The 16,526-nt window shown below is 57.5% G+C and carries 17 protein-coding genes; 10 read left to right on the forward strand and 7 right to left on the reverse strand.

Annotated features, from left to right (window positions below; all coding sequences use genetic code 11):
- The first annotated feature begins 16 nt into the window (after window positions 1-16).
- From paaK to PJL69_RS03150, 3 genes are all read left to right on the forward strand, one after another.
- On the forward strand, window positions 17-1,321 hold the full coding sequence (paaK, locus tag PJL69_RS03140; RefSeq protein WP_271308352.1) for a phenylacetate--CoA ligase PaaK: 1,305 nt from the start codon (window positions 17-19) through the stop codon (window positions 1,319-1,321).
- Window positions 1,322-1,325: 4 nt separating this feature from the next.
- Window positions 1,326-1,928, forward strand: a complete 603-nt coding sequence (locus PJL69_RS03145; protein ID WP_271308353.1) for a TetR/AcrR family transcriptional regulator — start codon at window positions 1,326-1,328, stop codon at window positions 1,926-1,928.
- A gap of 97 nt (window positions 1,929-2,025) precedes the next feature.
- Window positions 2,026-2,400 (forward strand): hypothetical protein, encoded by a 375-nt coding sequence (locus PJL69_RS03150; protein ID WP_271308354.1) that lies wholly within the window; start codon window positions 2,026-2,028, stop codon window positions 2,398-2,400.
- Window positions 2,401-2,413: 13 nt separating this feature from the next.
- Here the strand turns inward: PJL69_RS03150 and PJL69_RS03155 are convergent, their stop codons facing one another.
- From PJL69_RS03155 to pcaF, 6 genes are all read right to left on the reverse strand, one after another.
- A complete protein-coding gene (locus PJL69_RS03155; RefSeq protein ID WP_271308355.1) occupies window positions 2,414-3,484 on the reverse strand; it encodes a 2Fe-2S iron-sulfur cluster-binding protein in 1,071 nt (356 codons plus the stop codon).
- A gap of 10 nt (window positions 3,485-3,494) precedes the next feature.
- Window positions 3,495-3,971, reverse strand: a complete 477-nt coding sequence (gene paaD, locus PJL69_RS03160) for a 1,2-phenylacetyl-CoA epoxidase subunit PaaD (protein ID WP_271308356.1) — start codon at window positions 3,969-3,971, stop codon at window positions 3,495-3,497.
- 82 nt (window positions 3,972-4,053) lie between these two features.
- Complete coding sequence (gene paaC, locus PJL69_RS03165; protein WP_271308357.1) at window positions 4,054-4,818, reverse strand: 1,2-phenylacetyl-CoA epoxidase subunit PaaC; 765 nt, start codon at window positions 4,816-4,818, stop codon at window positions 4,054-4,056.
- Window positions 4,818-5,102, reverse strand: a complete 285-nt coding sequence (paaB, locus tag PJL69_RS03170) for a 1,2-phenylacetyl-CoA epoxidase subunit PaaB (RefSeq protein WP_271308358.1) — start codon at window positions 5,100-5,102, stop codon at window positions 4,818-4,820. Before paaB ends, paaC begins: the two co-directional genes overlap by 1 nt.
- A gap of 9 nt (window positions 5,103-5,111) precedes the next feature.
- Window positions 5,112-6,089 (reverse strand): 1,2-phenylacetyl-CoA epoxidase subunit PaaA, encoded by a 978-nt coding sequence (gene paaA, locus PJL69_RS03175; protein ID WP_271308359.1) that lies wholly within the window; start codon window positions 6,087-6,089, stop codon window positions 5,112-5,114.
- Window positions 6,090-6,127: 38 nt separating this feature from the next.
- Window positions 6,128-7,333 carry a 3-oxoadipyl-CoA thiolase gene (gene pcaF, locus PJL69_RS03180; RefSeq protein WP_271308360.1) on the reverse strand — a complete coding sequence of 402 codons (1,206 nt, stop codon included), beginning with the start codon at window positions 7,331-7,333 and terminating at the stop codon, window positions 6,128-6,130.
- A 583-nt stretch (window positions 7,334-7,916) separates the two neighbouring features.
- On the opposite strand from pcaF, the gene PJL69_RS03185 reads away from it, so the two are divergent.
- The 7 genes from PJL69_RS03185 to PJL69_RS03215 all read left to right on the forward strand — a co-directional run bounded on the left by PJL69_RS03185 (window position 7,917) and on the right by PJL69_RS03215 (window position 15,380).
- Window positions 7,917-8,453: a ferredoxin-type protein NapF gene (locus tag PJL69_RS03185; protein WP_271308361.1), complete on the forward strand. Its 537-nt coding sequence runs from the start codon at window positions 7,917-7,919 to the stop codon at window positions 8,451-8,453.
- Between the two features lie 16 nt (window positions 8,454-8,469).
- Window positions 8,470-8,676 carry a chaperone NapD gene (locus PJL69_RS03190; protein ID WP_271308362.1) on the forward strand — a complete coding sequence of 69 codons (207 nt, stop codon included), beginning with the start codon at window positions 8,470-8,472 and terminating at the stop codon, window positions 8,674-8,676.
- 13 nt (window positions 8,677-8,689) lie between these two features.
- A complete protein-coding gene (gene napA / locus PJL69_RS03195) occupies window positions 8,690-11,179 on the forward strand; it encodes a nitrate reductase catalytic subunit NapA (protein WP_271308363.1) in 2,490 nt (829 codons plus the stop codon).
- Window positions 11,180-11,248: 69 nt separating this feature from the next.
- The gene (locus PJL69_RS03200) at window positions 11,249-11,683 is read left to right on the forward strand and encodes a nitrate reductase cytochrome c-type subunit (protein WP_271308364.1); all 435 of its coding nucleotides are present in this window, start codon (window positions 11,249-11,251) and stop codon (window positions 11,681-11,683) included.
- Window positions 11,684-11,706: 23 nt separating this feature from the next.
- Entirely contained in the window at window positions 11,707-12,408 is a 702-nt protein-coding gene (locus PJL69_RS03205) for a NapC/NirT family cytochrome c (RefSeq protein WP_271308365.1), read from the forward strand.
- 378 nt (window positions 12,409-12,786) lie between these two features.
- Window positions 12,787-13,707 (forward strand): YihY/virulence factor BrkB family protein, encoded by a 921-nt coding sequence (locus tag PJL69_RS03210; RefSeq protein WP_271308970.1) that lies wholly within the window; start codon window positions 12,787-12,789, stop codon window positions 13,705-13,707.
- 71 nt (window positions 13,708-13,778) lie between these two features.
- Entirely contained in the window at window positions 13,779-15,380 is a 1,602-nt protein-coding gene (locus tag PJL69_RS03215; RefSeq protein ID WP_271308366.1) for an AMP-binding protein, read from the forward strand.
- A 67-nt stretch (window positions 15,381-15,447) separates the two neighbouring features.
- Here PJL69_RS03215 and PJL69_RS03220 read toward each other — a convergent pair whose 3' ends face one another.
- Window positions 15,448-16,515: a methyltetrahydrofolate cobalamin methyltransferase gene (locus tag PJL69_RS03220; RefSeq protein ID WP_209095652.1), complete on the reverse strand. Its 1,068-nt coding sequence runs from the start codon at window positions 16,513-16,515 to the stop codon at window positions 15,448-15,450.
- Between the last annotated feature and the right edge of the window lie 11 nt (window positions 16,516-16,526).

Consider the following 16,526-nt stretch of genomic DNA (forward strand, 5'->3'; position numbering starts at 1 on the left):
ACTGGGGAGGGTTTTCATGAACGATCTGTCACCGCGCCGCGAAGAGCTGGAGCCGATAGAGATTGCCTCTATTGATGAAATTCGCGCTTTGCAGTTTGAGCGCCTGCAATGGTCACTGCGGCATGCCTATGACAACGTGCCGATGTATCGGGCGCGGTTTGAGGCGGCTGGGGTGCATCCCGACGATTTGAAATCACTGGAAGATTTGGCGAAATTTCCGTTCACCTACAAAGATGATCTGCGCGATCACTATCCGTATGGCATGTTTGCGGTGCCAAGAGAGCAGATCGCGCGTCTACATGCCTCTTCCGGCACCACGGGCAAGCCAACGGTTGTGGGCTATACGCAAAACGACATTGATACCTGGGCAGATTTGATGGCGCGGAGTTTGCGGGCCTCAGGATTGCGCGCGGGGGATCTGATCCACAATGCCTATGGATATGGGCTGTTCACCGGGGGGCTTGGTGCGCACTACGGCATTGAACGTTTGGGGGCGACGGTGGTGCCCATGAGCGGAGGGCAAACTGAAAAGCAGGTTGGTTTGATCAACGATTTTCGCCCCGATGGGATCATGGTGACGCCAAGTTACATGCTCAACATTCTGGAAGCGTTTCATGCGGAGGGACTGGATCCGCGCGCGTGTTCACTGAGTGTCGGCGTTTTTGGGGCAGAGCCCTGGACGGATGCCATGCGCAAGGAGGTAGAAGACGCGTTTGCGATGCATGCCGTTGATATTTATGGGCTTTCGGAAATTATGGGGCCTGGCGTTGCCAATGAATGTGTGGAGACCAAAGACGGGCCTGTGATCTGGGAAGATCATTTTTATCCTGAGGTCATCAACCCAGAAACCGGTGAGGTAGTGCAGGATGGCGAGCTGGGAGAGCTGGTGTTTACGACGCTCACCAAAGAAGGGCTGCCGATGATCCGCTACCGCACGCGGGATCTGACCCGGTTGCTGCCGGGCACGGCGCGCAGCATGCGTCGGATGCAGAAAATCACCGGGCGCAGCGATGACATGATGATTTTGTGCGGGGTGAATGTGTTTCCGTCTCAGATCGAAGAACAGGTACTGGCCACCAACGGGCTTGCGCCCTATTACCAGATCGAACTTTACAAAGACGGACCGATGGACGCGATGCGGGTGCATGTGGAAGCGTTGAGTGGCGCAGGCTCTGGTACAGATGAGATGGCGAGAAATTTGGCGCGCCATATCAAGTCAATGGTCGGTGTGTCAGCGCATATTGTGGTGGGGGCTCCAGGGGCGGTGGAACGTTCGCAGGGGAAGGCGCGCCGGGTGATTGATCGCCGGAGCGAAGGGTAAGCATATGGCGCGTACCATTGCCAAAGATCACGATCAGAAACGTGCGCATATCCTGAAGGTGGCGGCGCAGGTTTTCGCCGCTGAGGGGTTTGACCGCGCCTCTATGACGGTTTTGGCAAAGGCGTGCGGGATCTCAAAGGCGAACATCTATCACTATTACAGTGGCAAAGATGCGTTGCTGTTTGATGTGCTCGACAGTTACTTGCGGGCGCTGCGGGATCGGATTTGTGGTCTGGCACTTGACGGCCTGTCCCCAGAGGCGCAGCTGCGCGCGTTGTTGCGGGAAATTTTGCTGGCCTATCAGGGCGCAGATGACGAACACCGTGTGCAGAGCAGCGCCATCTCAGCCTTGCCACAGAGCGAACAGGCGGTTTTGCGCGGATATCAACGCGAGATGGTTGCGGTGATGAAAACGGTTGTCGCCGCAAATGCACCAGAGGTGTTTGACGCGGATGCAATGCGATTGCATGAGGTCACCATGTCAGTCTTTGGCATGTTGAACTGGTATTACATGTGGCAAAGCGAGGCGGATGCGCAGGCGCGGCTGCGCTATGCCGATGTGGTCACCGATCTTGTGCTTGGCGGGATCGCGGGCCAGACACAATGATCTCATGCACCGTTGAATCTATGCGGCATCTAATAATTGCGCGGTGCGGTGCCGGTGCTATTATTGGATGAATGGTATTCTGGTGTGAGGGATTTTTATGAAACGTTTTGTGACTCCTTTGGCGTTGTCCGCGGCCCTGGCAGCTCCGATGGCTGCGCAGGCTGAGCCGTCTTTTGGGTTTGGTGTGACCTTTGTTTTTGGCGGTGATGTGGCCGCAGGCATCCGTATTTTCAGCGATGATGAACCAGAGAGTGCGGTTTTGGCCCTTGGTGCCGATTATAAATTCGGCTCAGGGTCGTTACGGCCCACGGTTGGTGCCGCCTATCTGGATGAAGATTTTTACGTCGATTTCAGCCTTGGCTATGACGTGGGCATTGGCGCGTTGGATTACGGTGTGGGTATTGGTGGTGCGTTTGACACGGAAGAGGACAGCTCTGGCTCATCAGCGCCGTCCACAGATGGGCCCACCTGATCCCAACACGTCCTTATTCGTCATATGACACCACCACGCGGTCACTGAGCGGGTAGGATTGGCACGACAGCACGTAACCTTTCTCCACCTCATAGTCTTCAAGCGCGTGGTTGGTGTGCATGTTGACCTCACCTTCAAGCACGCGGCAGCGGCAGGTGGCGCAGACGCCTGCCTTGCAGGCGTAGGGTACGTCCAGAGACTGGGCGCGCGCGGCGTCAAGGATGGCTGTGTCCGGGTCCATGGTGATGGTCTGCGTTGCGCCATCTAGCGTGATTGTCGCGGTGACGGTCTGTGCCGTAGCCGAAGCGCTGGCGGCTTTTTTGCGCGCGCGGCCGGGTTGGCTGCTGGCGAAGAGTTCGAATTTGATTTGAGATTTGAGCAGGCCGTGATCCTGCAGCGCTTTTGCGATGCCAAGCATCATCGGTTCCGGCCCACAAATGAAGGCGGTGTCAACGCTGTTGATGTCGATCCAGCCGGAGCGGAACAGCTGCGCGCATTTCTCCTCTGTCACAAGCCCGGTGAAGAGGTCGATTTCCTGACTGTCGCTTTCCAGCACGTGGATCACGTTGAAACGGCCCATGTAGAGGTTTTTGAGGTCTTCGAGTTCCTCACGGAACATGATCGTGGTGACGCCTTTGTTGGCGTAGATCAGGGTGAAGTTGGCGCGCGGTTCGTGGCTGAGGGTGGTTTTGATCAGCGAAAGCACCGGCGTGATGCCGGAGCCGCCTGCAAAACCGAGGTAGGATTTGTCCGTGTCTGCGTCGAGGTCTGTGAAAAAGGTGCCCATGGGTGGCATGGCAGAGAGCGTGTCGCCGATCTTCAGATCGGTGTTGGCCCAGGTGGAAAAGGCGCCACCATCCACCCGTTTGATGCCCACCTGCAGCACGCCGTCGTCTTTGCCCGCGCAGATCGAATAGGAGCGGCGCAGCTCTTCGCCGTCAAAATCGCGCTTGAATGTCAGATACTGGCCTTGGATGAAATCAAAGGCCGCTGCGTCATCAGCAGCTGGGGCGAGGGTGACCACCACCGCGTCCCGGATGGTGTTTTGGATGTCTGTGACAGTGAGGTCATGAAAACGCGCCATGGGGGTCTCCTCAGATGCATTTGAAGTGGTCAAAGGGTTCCAGACAGCTCTTGCAACGCCAGAGAGACTTGCAAGGTGTGGAGCCAAATTGGCTTATCTTTTCAAGGTCTTCCGAGTTGCAATTCGGGCAAGATTGGGGGCTGCCAGAAGGGCTGGGAGGCGCGATGCCATAGGCTTTGAGATTGGCGCGGCCCTGATCTGTCATCCAGTCGGTGGTCCATGCAGGGCTGAGCTGGCTGCGCAGTTTGAGGTTGCTAACGCCGCGGTCGCGCAGAGCGGTTTCGATATCGAGGTTGATGATCGAGGTGGCGGGGCAGCCGGAATAGGTTGGTGTAACGGTGACGATGAGCGTTTCATCTTCGTAAGCCACATCGCGGATCACGCCGAGATCGGTGAGGGAGATCACGGGTATTTCCGGGTCAGGGATGGCGTGGAGCCAAGACCAGACAGTATCTGTCGACGGCAAAGGCATGGTATGGCCTATCATGTTTTGTCCAGCGCCCGCCCCGTGGGGTCGGTTCGGGCGCTGTTCAGGGCGAAGCCCTGAATTGGGTGGCAGTAAAACGGCATCACCATGTCGCCCCCGGATAGGCGCGCTGCAGCCATTGCATTTGGGTCAGCAAATGGCCGAGATGTTCGGTGTGCGTTTGACCTGTGCGGCCACCTTTATGCGCAAATGTACTTTCCGGGATGGTCAGCGTGGCCTCAGCGAGAACTCTGCCCACCAGAGCGTCATATTCGGTGCGCAGGCTCGCAGGATCGGGTGCGATGCCTGCCTCGGCCATGGCGGCATCCACCGGATCTGTGCCAAACATCTCGCCAACGTAAGGCCAGAGCCGATCGAGCGCGGCTTGCATGCGGGTGTGGCTTTCCTCGGTGCCATCGCCAAGACCAACCACCGTGTCAGCAGAGCGCTCCACGTGATAGGCGGCTTCTTTGCTGGCTTTCTCGGCAATCTCAGCCACGCGCCCATCTGAGGATTTGGCAAGGCGGGGCAGGTGGATCGACTGGTAGGCGTCAAAGAGGAATTGGCGCATCAGAGTCTGGCCAAAATCGCCATTAGGCAGCTCGACCAGCAGCAGGTTGCGAAAATCCCAGACGTCGCGCAGGAAGGCGAGGTCATCAGCGGTTTTGCCGTCGCCCATGACCTCTGCGGCATAGGTGAGCCAGAGTTGGGTCTGGCCGATCAGGTCGAGCGCTGTGTTGGCCAGCGCGATGTCTTCTTCCAGCACAGGCGCATGCCCGCACCATTCAGAGGTGCGATGGCCGAGGATCAGGGCATTGTCGCCCATGCGCAGCAAGAATTGGGCAAGGTGGGTGTTGTCCTGCGTCATCACATATGCCCCACGTCATCAGGAACGTCGTAGAAGGTGGGGTGGCGGTAGATCTTGCTTTCGGATGGCTCATATAGCGGGCCTTTCTCCGACGGGGCCGAAGCAGCGATGTGGTTGGCCTCCACCACCCAGATGGACACACCTTCGTTGCGGCGGGTGTAAACGTCGCGCGCGTTTTTGATCGCCATTTCCGCATCTGGTGCGTGCAGCGAGCCGACGTGGCGGTGGCTGAGGCCATGCTGACCACGGATGAAGATTTCCCAGAGGGGCCATTCTTTGGACATGTCTGCCTCCTATTCCGCAGCTGTTTTGCGGGCACGTTTCTTTTCTGCGTGGGCCAGCAAGCCCTCACGCACCCATGCGCCGTCGTCCCACGCCTTGTTGCGTGCCTCCAGCCGTTCGGTGTTGCAGGGGCCATTGCCTTTTAGAACGTCAAAGAACTCCGACCAGTCAGGCTCCGCGAAGTCGTAGCCGCCTTTTTCTTCGTTCCATGCGAGGGTGTCATCGGGCACGGTGAGACCGAGGAATTCGGCCTGTGGCACGGTTTGATCGACGAATTTCTGACGCAACTCGTCGTTGGTGTTCATCTTGATTTTCCACGCCATGTTCTGGGTGGAATGCACCGAGTCCGCATCGGAGGGGCCAAACATCATCAGTGAGGGATACCAGAACCGGTTGAGCGCATCCTGCGCCATGCGGCGCTGTGCCGCGCTGCCCTGTGCCATCTTCATCATGATGTCAAAGCCCTGACGCTGATGGAAGCTTTCCTCTTTGCAGATGCGGATCATGGCGCGGGAATAGGGGCCGTAGGAGGTGCGTTGCAGCGGCACCTGGTTCATGATCGCCGCCCCATCCACCAGCCAGCCCACCGCGCCGATGTCGGCCCATGTGAGGGTGGGGTAGTTGAAGATGGAGGAGTACTTCATCTTGCCGGACAGGAGTTGTTCGGTCAGGTCGTCGCGGCTCACACCCAGGGTTTCGGCGGCGCAGTAGAGGTAGAGGCCGTGGCCGGCCTCATCCTGAACTTTGGCGAGAAGGATCATCTTGCGCTCCAGCGTGGGCGCGCGGGTGATCCAGTTGCCCTCGGGCAGCTGGCCCACGATCTCGGAATGGGCGTGTTGCCCAATCTGTCGGATCAGGGTTTTTCTGTACCCTTCGGGCATCCAATCACGCGGCTCGATCTTGATGTCGGCATCAATGCGGGCCTGAAACTCCGCAAGTTTTTGCGGATCATCCTGGCTGGCTTCTGACTGGATCATCTGAGCGTACATGATTGGTATCCTCCTCAGGGATGCAGGTCTGGCGGTGGCTAGACCCTTTCGAGAATGAGTGCGGTGCCTTGGCCTACGCCCACGCACATGGTGCAAAGCGCGTAGCGGCCGCCGGTGCGTTTGAGTTGATAGGCGGCAGAGAGGACGAGACGCGCGCCAGACATGCCAAGCGGGTGGCCGATGGCAATAGCGCCGCCGTTCGGGTTCACATGGGGCGCATCGTCGGCCACGCCGAGTGCGCGCAGCGACGCGAGACCCTGTGCCGCAAAAGCCTCGTTCAATTCTATCACATCCATCTGGTCGATGGTGAGACCTGTGCGTTTCAATACTTTGCGCGTGGCAGGCACCGGGCCGATCCCCATCACACGTGGTTCAACGCCTGCGGCGGCCATACCCACGATGCGGGCCATCGGAGTGAGCCCGTTGGCGGCGGCAGCGGCTTCAGTCGCCATCAGGAGCGCGGCGGCGCCGTCGTTGACGCCGGAGGCATTGCCTGCGGTGACGGTGAGGTCAGTCCCGTTCACCCCGCGCAGTTTTGAGAGTTTGGCAGCATCGGTGCCGGGGCGGGGGTGTTCATCGGTGTCGACGATCAGCGGATCGCCTTTGCGCTGGGGAATGGTCACCGGGGTGATCTCTTCAGCGAAGTACCCGGCGTCATGAGCAGCCGCCCAGCGCGCCTGGGACCGGGCGGCAAATGCGTCCTGATCTGCGCGGTTGATGTTGTGGTCTGCGGCCACGTTATCGGCGGTTTGCGGCATGCTGTCGATACCGTAGAGCGCCTTCATCTTCGGGTTCACAAAGCGCCAGCCAATGGTTGTGTCAAACACCTCATTGGCGCGCGAAAACGCGGTGGTGGCTTTGGGCATCACGAACGGTGCGCGCGACATGCTTTCCACGCCGCCTGCGATCGCCATGTCGTAGTCGCCCGCGCGCAGACCGCGCGAGGCCATGCCAACCGCATCCATTCCCGAGGCGCAGAGACGGTTGATTGTGGTGCCGGGCACGTCGGTGGGCAGGCCCGCGAGCAGGGCGGCCATGCGCGCGACATTGCGGTTGTCTTCGCCTGCCTGATTGGCAGAGCCGAAAATCACGTCATCCAGTGCAGCCCAATCCACCTGCGGATTGCGGGCCATCAATGCGGCAATGGGGGCGGCGGCAAGATCGTCTGTGCGCACAGAAGAGAGCGCTCCGCCGTAGCGGCCAATTGGGGTGCGCGTTGCGTCACAGATAAAAGCGTCGGTCATGTATCCTCCCAGGATCACTGCTGTCGATTTTATGCTGCAACCCTCGTGTTTTCGTAGGCCGAGGTTTGATTCGTCGCAACATAAAGTTACCATAAATTTCAAGTATGCCATAAAACGTAACGTATTATGCTGCCCATTTTGGCCTGTTCAGGTCGAGTGAAACAAACAATTTTCGTGAGTTGAAGCGGGAATGTGAAAGGCGACCTTGCGTCGTATTGAGGCCTTGGGGCCGAATAAACCTTGGCGCCAGTTCGGTGCTGCGTGGGTTGGAACTGGCTCGGGGATGGCTAAACGGATCCGGAAAAATTAGGGCTGCTTGTGTGCGACCGTTTGACACACTTAAAGCCTGAGCTATAGTGAAGGGAGCGTTTCTTTAGCTGCTTGTTTTTGTTGGGATTGATGGATGTGATCTCGGGATGAACGCATGAATTCGAAGCCCCCCTGATCGGGGGGAGAAACGCAGGCCTCGTTGAGGCACAAGACCGGACTAACGAATTTTCGACCGATACAGTTTTTCTACGGTGGGTATGTGACGTCTGAACTGCAACATTCGCCTGAACGCAGAACCCTTCTCCGGGGGCGCATGATCTATGCGGATGTTTTGCGGCCACCGGGTGCTTTGGAAGCCGGGGCGTTTGAAGACACATGCACACATTGCGGTGACTGTGCGGCCTCTTGCCCGCAAGCGATCATCACAGCTGACCCAGATGGCTTTCCATCTGTTGATGTTTCTGCGCGTGGATGTGATTTTTGTAACGTGTGCGCAGATGTCTGTGCGGAAGACGCGATATTGCCTGCCCAGAGTTGGGATGTGCGTGCCGTTGTGGGCGACAGTTGTTTGTCCGTGCAAGGTATCATGTGCCGCACCTGTGAAGATCACTGTGATGCGGCGGCCATTCGGTTTCGCCCAATGACGGGCGGCAGAGCGCAGCCCTTGATTGATCTAAACGACTGCATCGGATGTGGGGCCTGTGTTGCGCCTTGTCCAGCCGATGCGCTGACGCTTCAAAAACCAGTGGCCACCTCGGCCACAGATGACATTTCATCAGCCAGCCTTTCTCAAGCCAGCGAGTTTCAAAATGTACAATATCTGCGGATGCCTCGTTCACGCGATACCTGAGCGCGTTTCACACATTATGGCCGAAATAGAGGCTCTGGAGGGGTGCGATGTGCATGCCGCAGAGGGGGGGCGCATTGTGACAACGGTTGAGGATACCGAGACCCAGCGCGCCTCTGAGATCATCATGGGCATGCATCAAATTCCGGGCGTGATCACGATCACGCTGACCTATCACCATTTCGAACAGGGCGGTGCAGCGACAGCAACCGCCCAAGCGCTCTGAAGGAGGGGTAGCCATGACATTGCCAACATCCCGACGTTCCTTTCTTAAGGCTTCGGCCGCGGCGGCGACAGCCTCCGCCGCTGGGATCACATTGCCCAAGGAGGCGCAGGCCCAGGTGGGTACGCCCGATATCCGATGGGACAAGGCAGCGTGCCGTTTTTGCGGCACGGGGTGCTCTGTGCTTGTTGGGGTTAAGGATGGTCGCGTGGTTGCCACTCAGGGCGATCCTAAGGCGGAGGTGAACCGGGGGCTGAACTGCATCAAGGGCTATTTCCTTTCCAAGATCATGTATGGGGAAGACCGCCTGACCCAGCCGATGCTACGCAAGACCAATGGGGTTTATGACAAAGATGGTGAGTTCACCCCAGTGGGGTGGGATGAAGCCTTCGACATCATGGAAGAAAAGTTCAAAGCCGCCCTGAAAGACAAAGGCCCGACTGGGGTCGGGATGTTTGGCTCTGGGCAATGGACGGTTTGGGAAGGCTATGCCGCTGCCAAGCTTATGAAGGCGGGCTTTCTGTCCAACAACATCGACCCGAATGCACGCCATTGTATGGCCTCTGCCGTTGTCGGGTTCATGCGGGCCTTTGGCATTGATGAGCCTATGGGCTGCTACGATGATTTTGAGGCGGCGGACACTTTTGTGCTTTGGGGCTCCAACATGGCGGAGATGCACCCCATTTTGTGGTCCCGCATCAGCGACACCCGCCTGACCAAGCCGGATGCGCAGGTGCATGTGCTCTCCACATTTGAGCATCGCTCCTTTGAGCTCGCGGACAATGGCATGATTTTCACGCCGCAGACCGATCTCGCGATCCTGAATTTCATAGCGCATTACATCATCGAAAACGACGCGGTGAACTGGGACTTTGTGAACAACCACACCAACTTCAAAAAAGCGACCACCGATATTGGCTATGGGCTGCGGGATGAAAACCCGTTGCAACAGGCGGCAGCCAATCCCAACAGCGGGAAGATGGAAGCGATCGATTTTGAAGCCTATAAAAAATATGTCAGCGACTACACGCTGGAGTCGGTGAGCGAACTGTCCGGTGTCCCAGAAAGCAACCTGTTGCGGCTGGCAGAGCAATATGCTGATCCCAATCGCAAGGTGATGAGTCTTTGGACCATGGGGTTCAACCAGCATACGCGCGGTTCTTGGGTGAACGGGCTGTGCTATAACGTGCATCTGTTGACGGGCAAAATCTCTGAGCCGGGCAATTCACCGTTTTCACTGACCGGGCAGCCGTCTGCCTGTGGTACGGCGCGAGAGGTTGGTACTTTTGCGCACCGTTTGCCTGCGGACATGGTGGTGAACAATGATGAGCACCGTGCGATTGCTGAGAAGAAGTGGAAGCTGCCAAGTGGCATTTTGAATGCCAAGCCTGGATCTCATGCGGTGCAGCAGAACCGTGATCTGAAAGACGGCAAGATCAACGCCTATTGGGTGCAGGTGAACAACAACATGCAAGCTGCGCCCAACATGAACGAAGAAGGGTATCCGGGATACCGCAATCCCGACAACTTTATTGTGGTGTCTGACCCTTATCCAACAGTCACGGCGATTGCCGCTGATCTGATCCTGCCCACCGCCATGTGGGTCGAGAAAGAAGGCGCCTTTGGCAACGCAGAGCGGCGCACGCAGTTCTGGCGGCAACAGGTGGATGCACCGGGGGAGGCAAAATCAGACCTCTGGCAGTTGATGGAATTCTCCAAACGCTTCACCACAGATGAGGTCTGGCCTGCGGAGACTTTGGCGGCGAACCCAGAGTATAAGGGCAAGACCCTGTTTGAGGTGCTCTTTGCCAATGGGCAGGTTGACAAATACCCGCTGTCTGAAACGGCGGAAGGCTTTGCCAATGCGGAATCTGAGGATTTTGGCTTTTACGTGCAGAAAGGTCTGTTTGAGGAATATGCCACCTTTGGACGTGGCCATGGCCACGATCTGGCAGAGTTTGAACGCTATCATGAAGTGCGCGGCATGCGCTGGCCCGTGGTGGATGGCAAGGAGACGCTGTACCGCTTCCGCGAAGGGTATGACCCCTATGTGAAAGAGGGCGAAGGCGTTCGGTTTTACGGCAACAAAGATGGCCGGGCCAACATCATCTTTGCGCCTTATGAGCCACCTGCGGAAAGCCCGGATGAAGAGTTCAATATGTGGCTTGTGACGGGCCGTGTGCTGGAGCATTGGCATTCAGGGTCAATGACGCGGCGGGTGCCAGAGCTGCACCGTGCCTATCCCCATGCGCAGGTGTTTATGCATCCTGATGATGCCAAAGATCGGGGTTTGCGACGCGGGCAGGAAATCACGATTTCCACCCGACGTGGCGAGATGCACAGCCGGGTGGAGACGCGTGGGCGCAACAAGATGCCACGCGGCGTGGTGTTTGTGCCTTGGTTTGACGAAGGCCAGTTGATCAACAAGCTGACGCTGGATGCGACCTGTCCACTGTCCAAGGAAACGGACTTCAAGAAATGTGCCTGCAAGGTGGAGCGCGCCTGACGTGTGCGCCCGCATAGCCAGCGCGGGGGCGGCCACGCGCCATCCCTCGCAAGCTACGGAGATTGTAAGATGAAAAAATACAATTATGTCAGCGCTTTGGCAGTCATTGCGGTGGTGGTGATCAGCGGCGTTGCGGTGGCGGATCAGGCCGGGACCGTGAAGGCGCTTCGCAATGATCCGCTGGACCACATCAACCGGATTGACGAGGTACTGCATCAGGAAACCCGCCGATTTGTGCGCAATTATCGCCAACAGCCGCCCCTGATCCCGCATTCGATTGATCAATACCAAATTGATTTGAGCGCAAACCAGTGTTTGGCCTGCCATGACTGGAGCAATGCAGGCGACCGTGGTGCGCCAACGCTTTCGATGACGCATTACCTTGATCGCGATGGGCAACAGCTGGATGCGGTCGCGGGCACACGCTGGTTCTGTAATCAGTGCCATGTGCCACAGGCCAACACGCCTCCGCTCGTGGAGAGCACCTTTGTGCCCTCGCAGTGACGCCAGAAAGAAGGAGTTGAGACATGTCTGATCATGGCAAGAAACCCGGCTTTTTCCGGCGCGCCTTTCGACTGCTGACCTCACCCGCCACAACGTTTTCGATGGGTGGGTTGCTGATTGGCGGCTTTGTGGGCGGGATCCTGTTCTGGGGCGGCTTTCATTGGGCGCTGGAGCTGACAAACACCGAAGAGTTCTGCATTTCCTGCCATGAGATGGAGCGGAACTTTGCGGAATACAAAGAGACGGTGCATTACAACAACCACTCCGGCGTGCGTGCCACCTGTCCGGATTGCCATGTGCCGAAAGAATGGCAACACAAGATTAAGGCGAAGGTTCTTGCCAGCAAAGACGTGTATCACACGCTGGTTGGTACAATTGACACGCAGGAAAAATATGATGCGCATCGCCTTGGCATGGCGTCGCAATCCTGGGTGAAGATGAAGAAATCTGACAGTCGCGAATGCCGCAACTGCCACAATTTCGAATATATGGATTTCACCATTCAGGAAAATCGTGCGGCGGCCAATCACCAGCAGGCGTTGGATGAGGGGCTGACCTGTATTGATTGCCATCAGGGGGTCGCGCACAACTTGCCTGAAAACTATCTGGAAACCTACCGCGCGCTGGTGGAAGAGTTGGCAGATGCCGGTGAAATCCCAGCACCAAAGGGCAGAGACATGGCGCAGACGCGGGGCGACATTAAGGCGTTTCTCAACGCGAATTGAGCAGCCTGCGCGCCGGTTAGGTCACACATGTTCAAAGAAAGGTGCCGGCTCCTGAAAAGGAACCGGCACATGCCTTGCTTTGTGAGTGGTCTGGCTTGGGCGCAGACATTGCAAAATCGCCAAGGCTGAGCGATCTTGCCCCAGCCAGCGCCACAGGGAGGGAGGGTGTGCGCCAGCTGATCGTGGCCACGCAGCGGTATTGGAGAGGGAGCTGTGTGGCGTCTTTGGAAAGAGTTGGCTGTTACCCCAGGCCGCATCTTTCGTGTGACACCACGGATAGACTCACTTTCTGAAAATATCCTTTTAGAATGTTCCCAGTTTTGAATGGTATTTGTCTAAAACTTTACACAATGACGAATGTTGACGACATCCTACACGATGCAGCGATCCAGTGTGCTGGAAAGTCCATTGAGTTCAGCCTATTATCCGAAATGTTTGATAAGCTATTTTTGGGTGACACCGGTGACGGTCTTGCAAAATTTTTTTGAAGCACTTCGCCGATTTGGGGCCAAGGGCGGCGCGATGCGCAGTTCGCATCTGGCTTTGTCGTTTTTGTTGGCCATTTTTCCGTTCTGCCTGTTTGCACTTTCCCTGGCGGGGGCTCTGAGCCCGGAAAGCCATATTGATGATGTCATTGCGTTTGCCATTGGTGCCTGGCCGGATGCGATTGCAAATTCGATCGAGAGTGAGTTGCGCGCGGTGCTACAGGCGGGCAGTTCGACGCTGACGTTTGGCGCTGTTCTGGCGATCTTTTTTGCGTCAAACGGTGTGCAGGCCATTCGACTGGTGATCACAGACGCCTATCGTGACACAGATCCACGCCCATTCTGGAAGACGCGCGCACTGTCGATTTTGTTCGTGCTTGCCGGGTCCTGCGTGATCGTTGTGGCAGGTTCCATCAATGTGGTGGTTCCGCTTGCGGTGCATTATTTCGATGATCTTGTGCCTTGGCTCAGTCAGTCGATCCTGAGCAATGAACAGTTTCGGCAGTTGGTCACCCTATCTATATCGGTGTTCTTTCTCTTTGCGTGTCACAAATGGTTGCCGGGTGTATCGCACAGCACGCGTGAGCTTGTGCCCGGAATTGTGCTGTGCATGTTTCTGTGGTGGGCGGTGTCCAAGGGCTTTGCTTTTTACCTCAGCAGCTTTGCCACCTATTCGGTCACCTATGCCGGGCTTGCCGGGATTATGTCGACCTTGGTCTATCTCTATTTGTTGTCAGCGATCTTTGTTCTTGGCGCTGAATTCAACGGCCAGTTGATGGATGCACAGAAATCCCGCGAGAGTGCTGCCGCGTAGGTGTTTCTACGGTGATTGCGCTCACAGTTTGCGCCGTTAAAGTCCCGCGTCACGAATAAGGAGGAGTTCCGATGAGCATGACGATCGGCGGGCTGTTTGCCGCGCGGGCAAAGACCTATGCGGACAAGCTATTTTTGCAGGTTCCAGCGAATTCTGAACGGGCCTATCACCCGGACGGCTATCTGTGCTCCTATGCTGAGGCGCGCGCGCAAGTTGATGCAATGGTGGCCACACTGAAAGCTGCGGGATATGGCCATAGGCACCGGATTGCGGCGCTTTTGGAAAACCGGCCGGAGATGCTCATTTTGAAGCTCGCTTTGGCAGAGCTTGGCATCAGCTGGGTGCCTGTGAACCCGGATTACCGCCCGGCCGAGGTGGCCTATCTATTGCAAGACAGCGGCGCGGAATTGGCACTTGTGGTGCGAGAGCAGCGCGCGCTGATGGAAGCGGGGATTGCGGAGAGCGGTCTGGATGTGCAGATCGTGGAAATGGGCACAACGCTGCCGGCTTTGCCCCAGAGCAAGACCGCTGCGCCCAAGGACGGCCCGATTACACAAGAGACCGAAGCCAGCCTGATCTACACCTCCGGCACCACAGGGCGGCCCAAGGGCTGTATGCTGAGCCATGGCTATGAGGTGGAGATGGGGCAGTGGTATGCCTCTCGTGGGGGGCTTATCCAATTTGAAGCGGGGGTGACCAAGGTTTATTGCCCGCTGCCGCTGTTTCATGTGAACGCCGCGATCCTGTTGTTCATGGCGGTGATTGAAACCGGCAGCGCGCAGATTACGCCTGAGCGGTTCCGGGCCAGTGCGTGGTGGCGCGAATTGGCGGAAACCGGCGCCACGGCCGCACATTATCTGGGGATCATCATTCCAGCCCTGATGAACCGCGCACCAGAGGACTGGGAGAAGAAACATAAGGTTCAGTTCGCTGTTGGGGCAGGGGTAGAGCCCACGCTGCACCGTCCGTTTGAAGAGCGCTTTGGATTTCCACTGATCGAGGTCTGGGGCATGACAGAGATGTGCCGCATTCTGGGCGACTATCAAGAGCCGCGTCGGATCGACACTCGCGCAATGGGTCGCCCGCAACCGGGGTTGGACGTGCGCGTCGTGGATGGTGACGATCAAGAGGTGCCACGCGGCACGGCGGGCGAAATGGTGCTGCGCTACAGTGCTGAGACCCCGCGGCGGGGGGCTTTCTCTGGCTATCTCAACCTTCCGGAGGCCACTGAGGAAGCCTGGCGTGGGGGATGGTTTCACACCGGCGATACGGTGGTGATGGATGAAACGGACATGATCACCTTTGTGGATCGAAAGAAAAATATCATCCGACGGTCTGGTGAAAACATTGCGGCGGCGGAGATTGAGGCTTGTCTGCAGGATCACCCGGCTGTTGAGCGTGTGGCGGTGGTGGCTGTGCCAGACGAGATGCGCGACGAAGAGGTCATGGCCTGCGTGCAGGTGGTTGGTACGCGGGGCGAGTCCCTGTCACAGGAGCTGTTTGATTGGTGCTTTGCACGACTGGCCTACTACAAGGCTCCGGGGTGGATACGGTTTGTTCAAGAGGTTCCGGTGACGGGCACCCAAAAGGTGCAGAAACACAGCCTGTTTGGCGAAGGTGACGATCCCACGGTGGGAGCTGACGACTATCGCAACCTTAAGAAGCGCGGATAAATCCTTCATATAAAACAAAAAAGCCCGCATCAAAGGATGCGGGCTTTTTCGTCATATTAAGGCGCGCTTAGGCGCGACGGCGACGGCGACCGCCCCGGCCACCTGCGGCTGCATCTGCAGGGGATTTGTTGAATTTGATCCACTCAGCACCACCTTCGTCGTTGTTGGTCAGGAAGTTGGCGGCGCGGATGGCCTCCATCTCTTTGCCGGCGCGGGCTTTGGTGGAGCCCAGACCGAAGGTTTCGCAGAAGGTCTCGTCATCCATGTCCTCTGGGATGATGATCCCTTTGGCGGCGATTTCGGCTTTCTTCTCGGCCAGCTTTTTGGGGCCAACAGGCAGTGCAACCGGGTTCATGATCGCGGAGGTCATGCCGGTCGCCATTGCCATTGGCAGGAAGGCGTTGTTGATGCCGTGACGGTTTGGCAGGCCGAAGGAGATGTTGGACGCACCACAGGTGGTGTTCACGCCCAGCTCGTTGCGCAGACGGTGGTTGAGTTCAAAGACCTGCAGGCCAGCAGTGCCCATGGCGCCGATTGGCATCACCAGTGGGTCGACCACGATGTCATGGGCCGGGATGCCGAAGTCAGCTGCGCGCTCAACGATCTTTTTGGCCACGGCAAAGCGGACCTCTGGGTCCTCGGAGATGCCGGTGTCGTCGTTGGAGATGGCCACCACAGGCACGTTGTATTTCTTGACCAGCGGCAGAACGATTTCCAGACGCTCTTCTTCGCCTGTCACGGAGTTCAGCAGCGGACGGCCTTTGGCGGCTTCCAGCCCGGCCTCAAGCGCGCCGGGAACCGAGCTGTCGATGCAGAGCGGGCAGTCGGTGACTTCCTGCACTTTTTCCACCAGCTGGCGCATCAGGTCAGGCTCAACAAAGTTGTTGTCCGCGTAGCGTGGGTCTTCGGCCATTTTGTTGGAGAAAACCGCGCCGGAGTTGATGTCCAGAACAGTGGCGCCTGCGGCCACCTGTGCCAGTGCATCTGCTTGCACGCGGGAGAAATCGCCCGCTTCCAGCTCTGCGTTCAGGATCTTGCGGCCGGTTGGGTTGATGCGCTCACCGATAACAGTGAACGGCTGATCAAAACCCATGATCGCTGTTTTTGTTTGTGATTCAATGATGGTCCGGGTCATGTTTTATCCTG

This window comes from Shimia sp. MMG029, from assembly GCF_027947445.1.
Taxonomy (GTDB): Bacteria; Pseudomonadota; Alphaproteobacteria; order Rhodobacterales; family Rhodobacteraceae; genus Shimia.

Bases quoted from the DNA above. Each gene is read 5' to 3' on its own strand.
- paaK (WP_271308352.1), top strand. From the start codon at position 17: ATGAACGATCTGTCACCGCGCCGCGAAGAGCTGGAGCCGATAGAGATT.
- PJL69_RS03145 (WP_271308353.1), top strand. From the start codon at position 1,326: ATGGCGCGTACCATTGCCAAAGATCACGATCAGAAACGTGCGCATATC.
- PJL69_RS03150 (WP_271308354.1), top strand. From the start codon at position 2,026: ATGAAACGTTTTGTGACTCCTTTGGCGTTGTCCGCGGCCCTGGCAGCT.
- PJL69_RS03155 (WP_271308355.1), bottom strand. From the start codon at position 3,484: ATGGCGCGTTTTCATGACCTCACTGTCACAGACATCCAAAACACCATC.
- paaD (WP_271308356.1), bottom strand. From the start codon at position 3,971: ATGATAGGCCATACCATGCCTTTGCCGTCGACAGATACTGTCTGGTCT.
- paaC (WP_271308357.1), bottom strand. From the start codon at position 4,818: ATGACGCAGGACAACACCCACCTTGCCCAATTCTTGCTGCGCATGGGC.
- paaB (WP_271308358.1), bottom strand. From the start codon at position 5,102: ATGTCCAAAGAATGGCCCCTCTGGGAAATCTTCATCCGTGGTCAGCAT.
- paaA (WP_271308359.1), bottom strand. From the start codon at position 6,089: ATGTACGCTCAGATGATCCAGTCAGAAGCCAGCCAGGATGATCCGCAA.
- pcaF (WP_271308360.1), bottom strand. From the start codon at position 7,333: ATGACCGACGCTTTTATCTGTGACGCAACGCGCACCCCAATTGGCCGC.
- PJL69_RS03185 (WP_271308361.1), top strand. From the start codon at position 7,917: ATGATCTATGCGGATGTTTTGCGGCCACCGGGTGCTTTGGAAGCCGGG.
- PJL69_RS03190 (WP_271308362.1), top strand. From the start codon at position 8,470: ATGGCCGAAATAGAGGCTCTGGAGGGGTGCGATGTGCATGCCGCAGAG.
- napA (WP_271308363.1), top strand. From the start codon at position 8,690: ATGACATTGCCAACATCCCGACGTTCCTTTCTTAAGGCTTCGGCCGCG.
- PJL69_RS03200 (WP_271308364.1), top strand. From the start codon at position 11,249: ATGAAAAAATACAATTATGTCAGCGCTTTGGCAGTCATTGCGGTGGTG.
- PJL69_RS03205 (WP_271308365.1), top strand. From the start codon at position 11,707: ATGTCTGATCATGGCAAGAAACCCGGCTTTTTCCGGCGCGCCTTTCGA.
- PJL69_RS03210 (WP_271308970.1), top strand. From the start codon at position 12,787: ATGCAGCGATCCAGTGTGCTGGAAAGTCCATTGAGTTCAGCCTATTAT.
- PJL69_RS03215 (WP_271308366.1), top strand. From the start codon at position 13,779: ATGAGCATGACGATCGGCGGGCTGTTTGCCGCGCGGGCAAAGACCTAT.
- PJL69_RS03220 (WP_209095652.1), bottom strand. From the start codon at position 16,515: ATGACCCGGACCATCATTGAATCACAAACAAAAACAGCGATCATGGGT.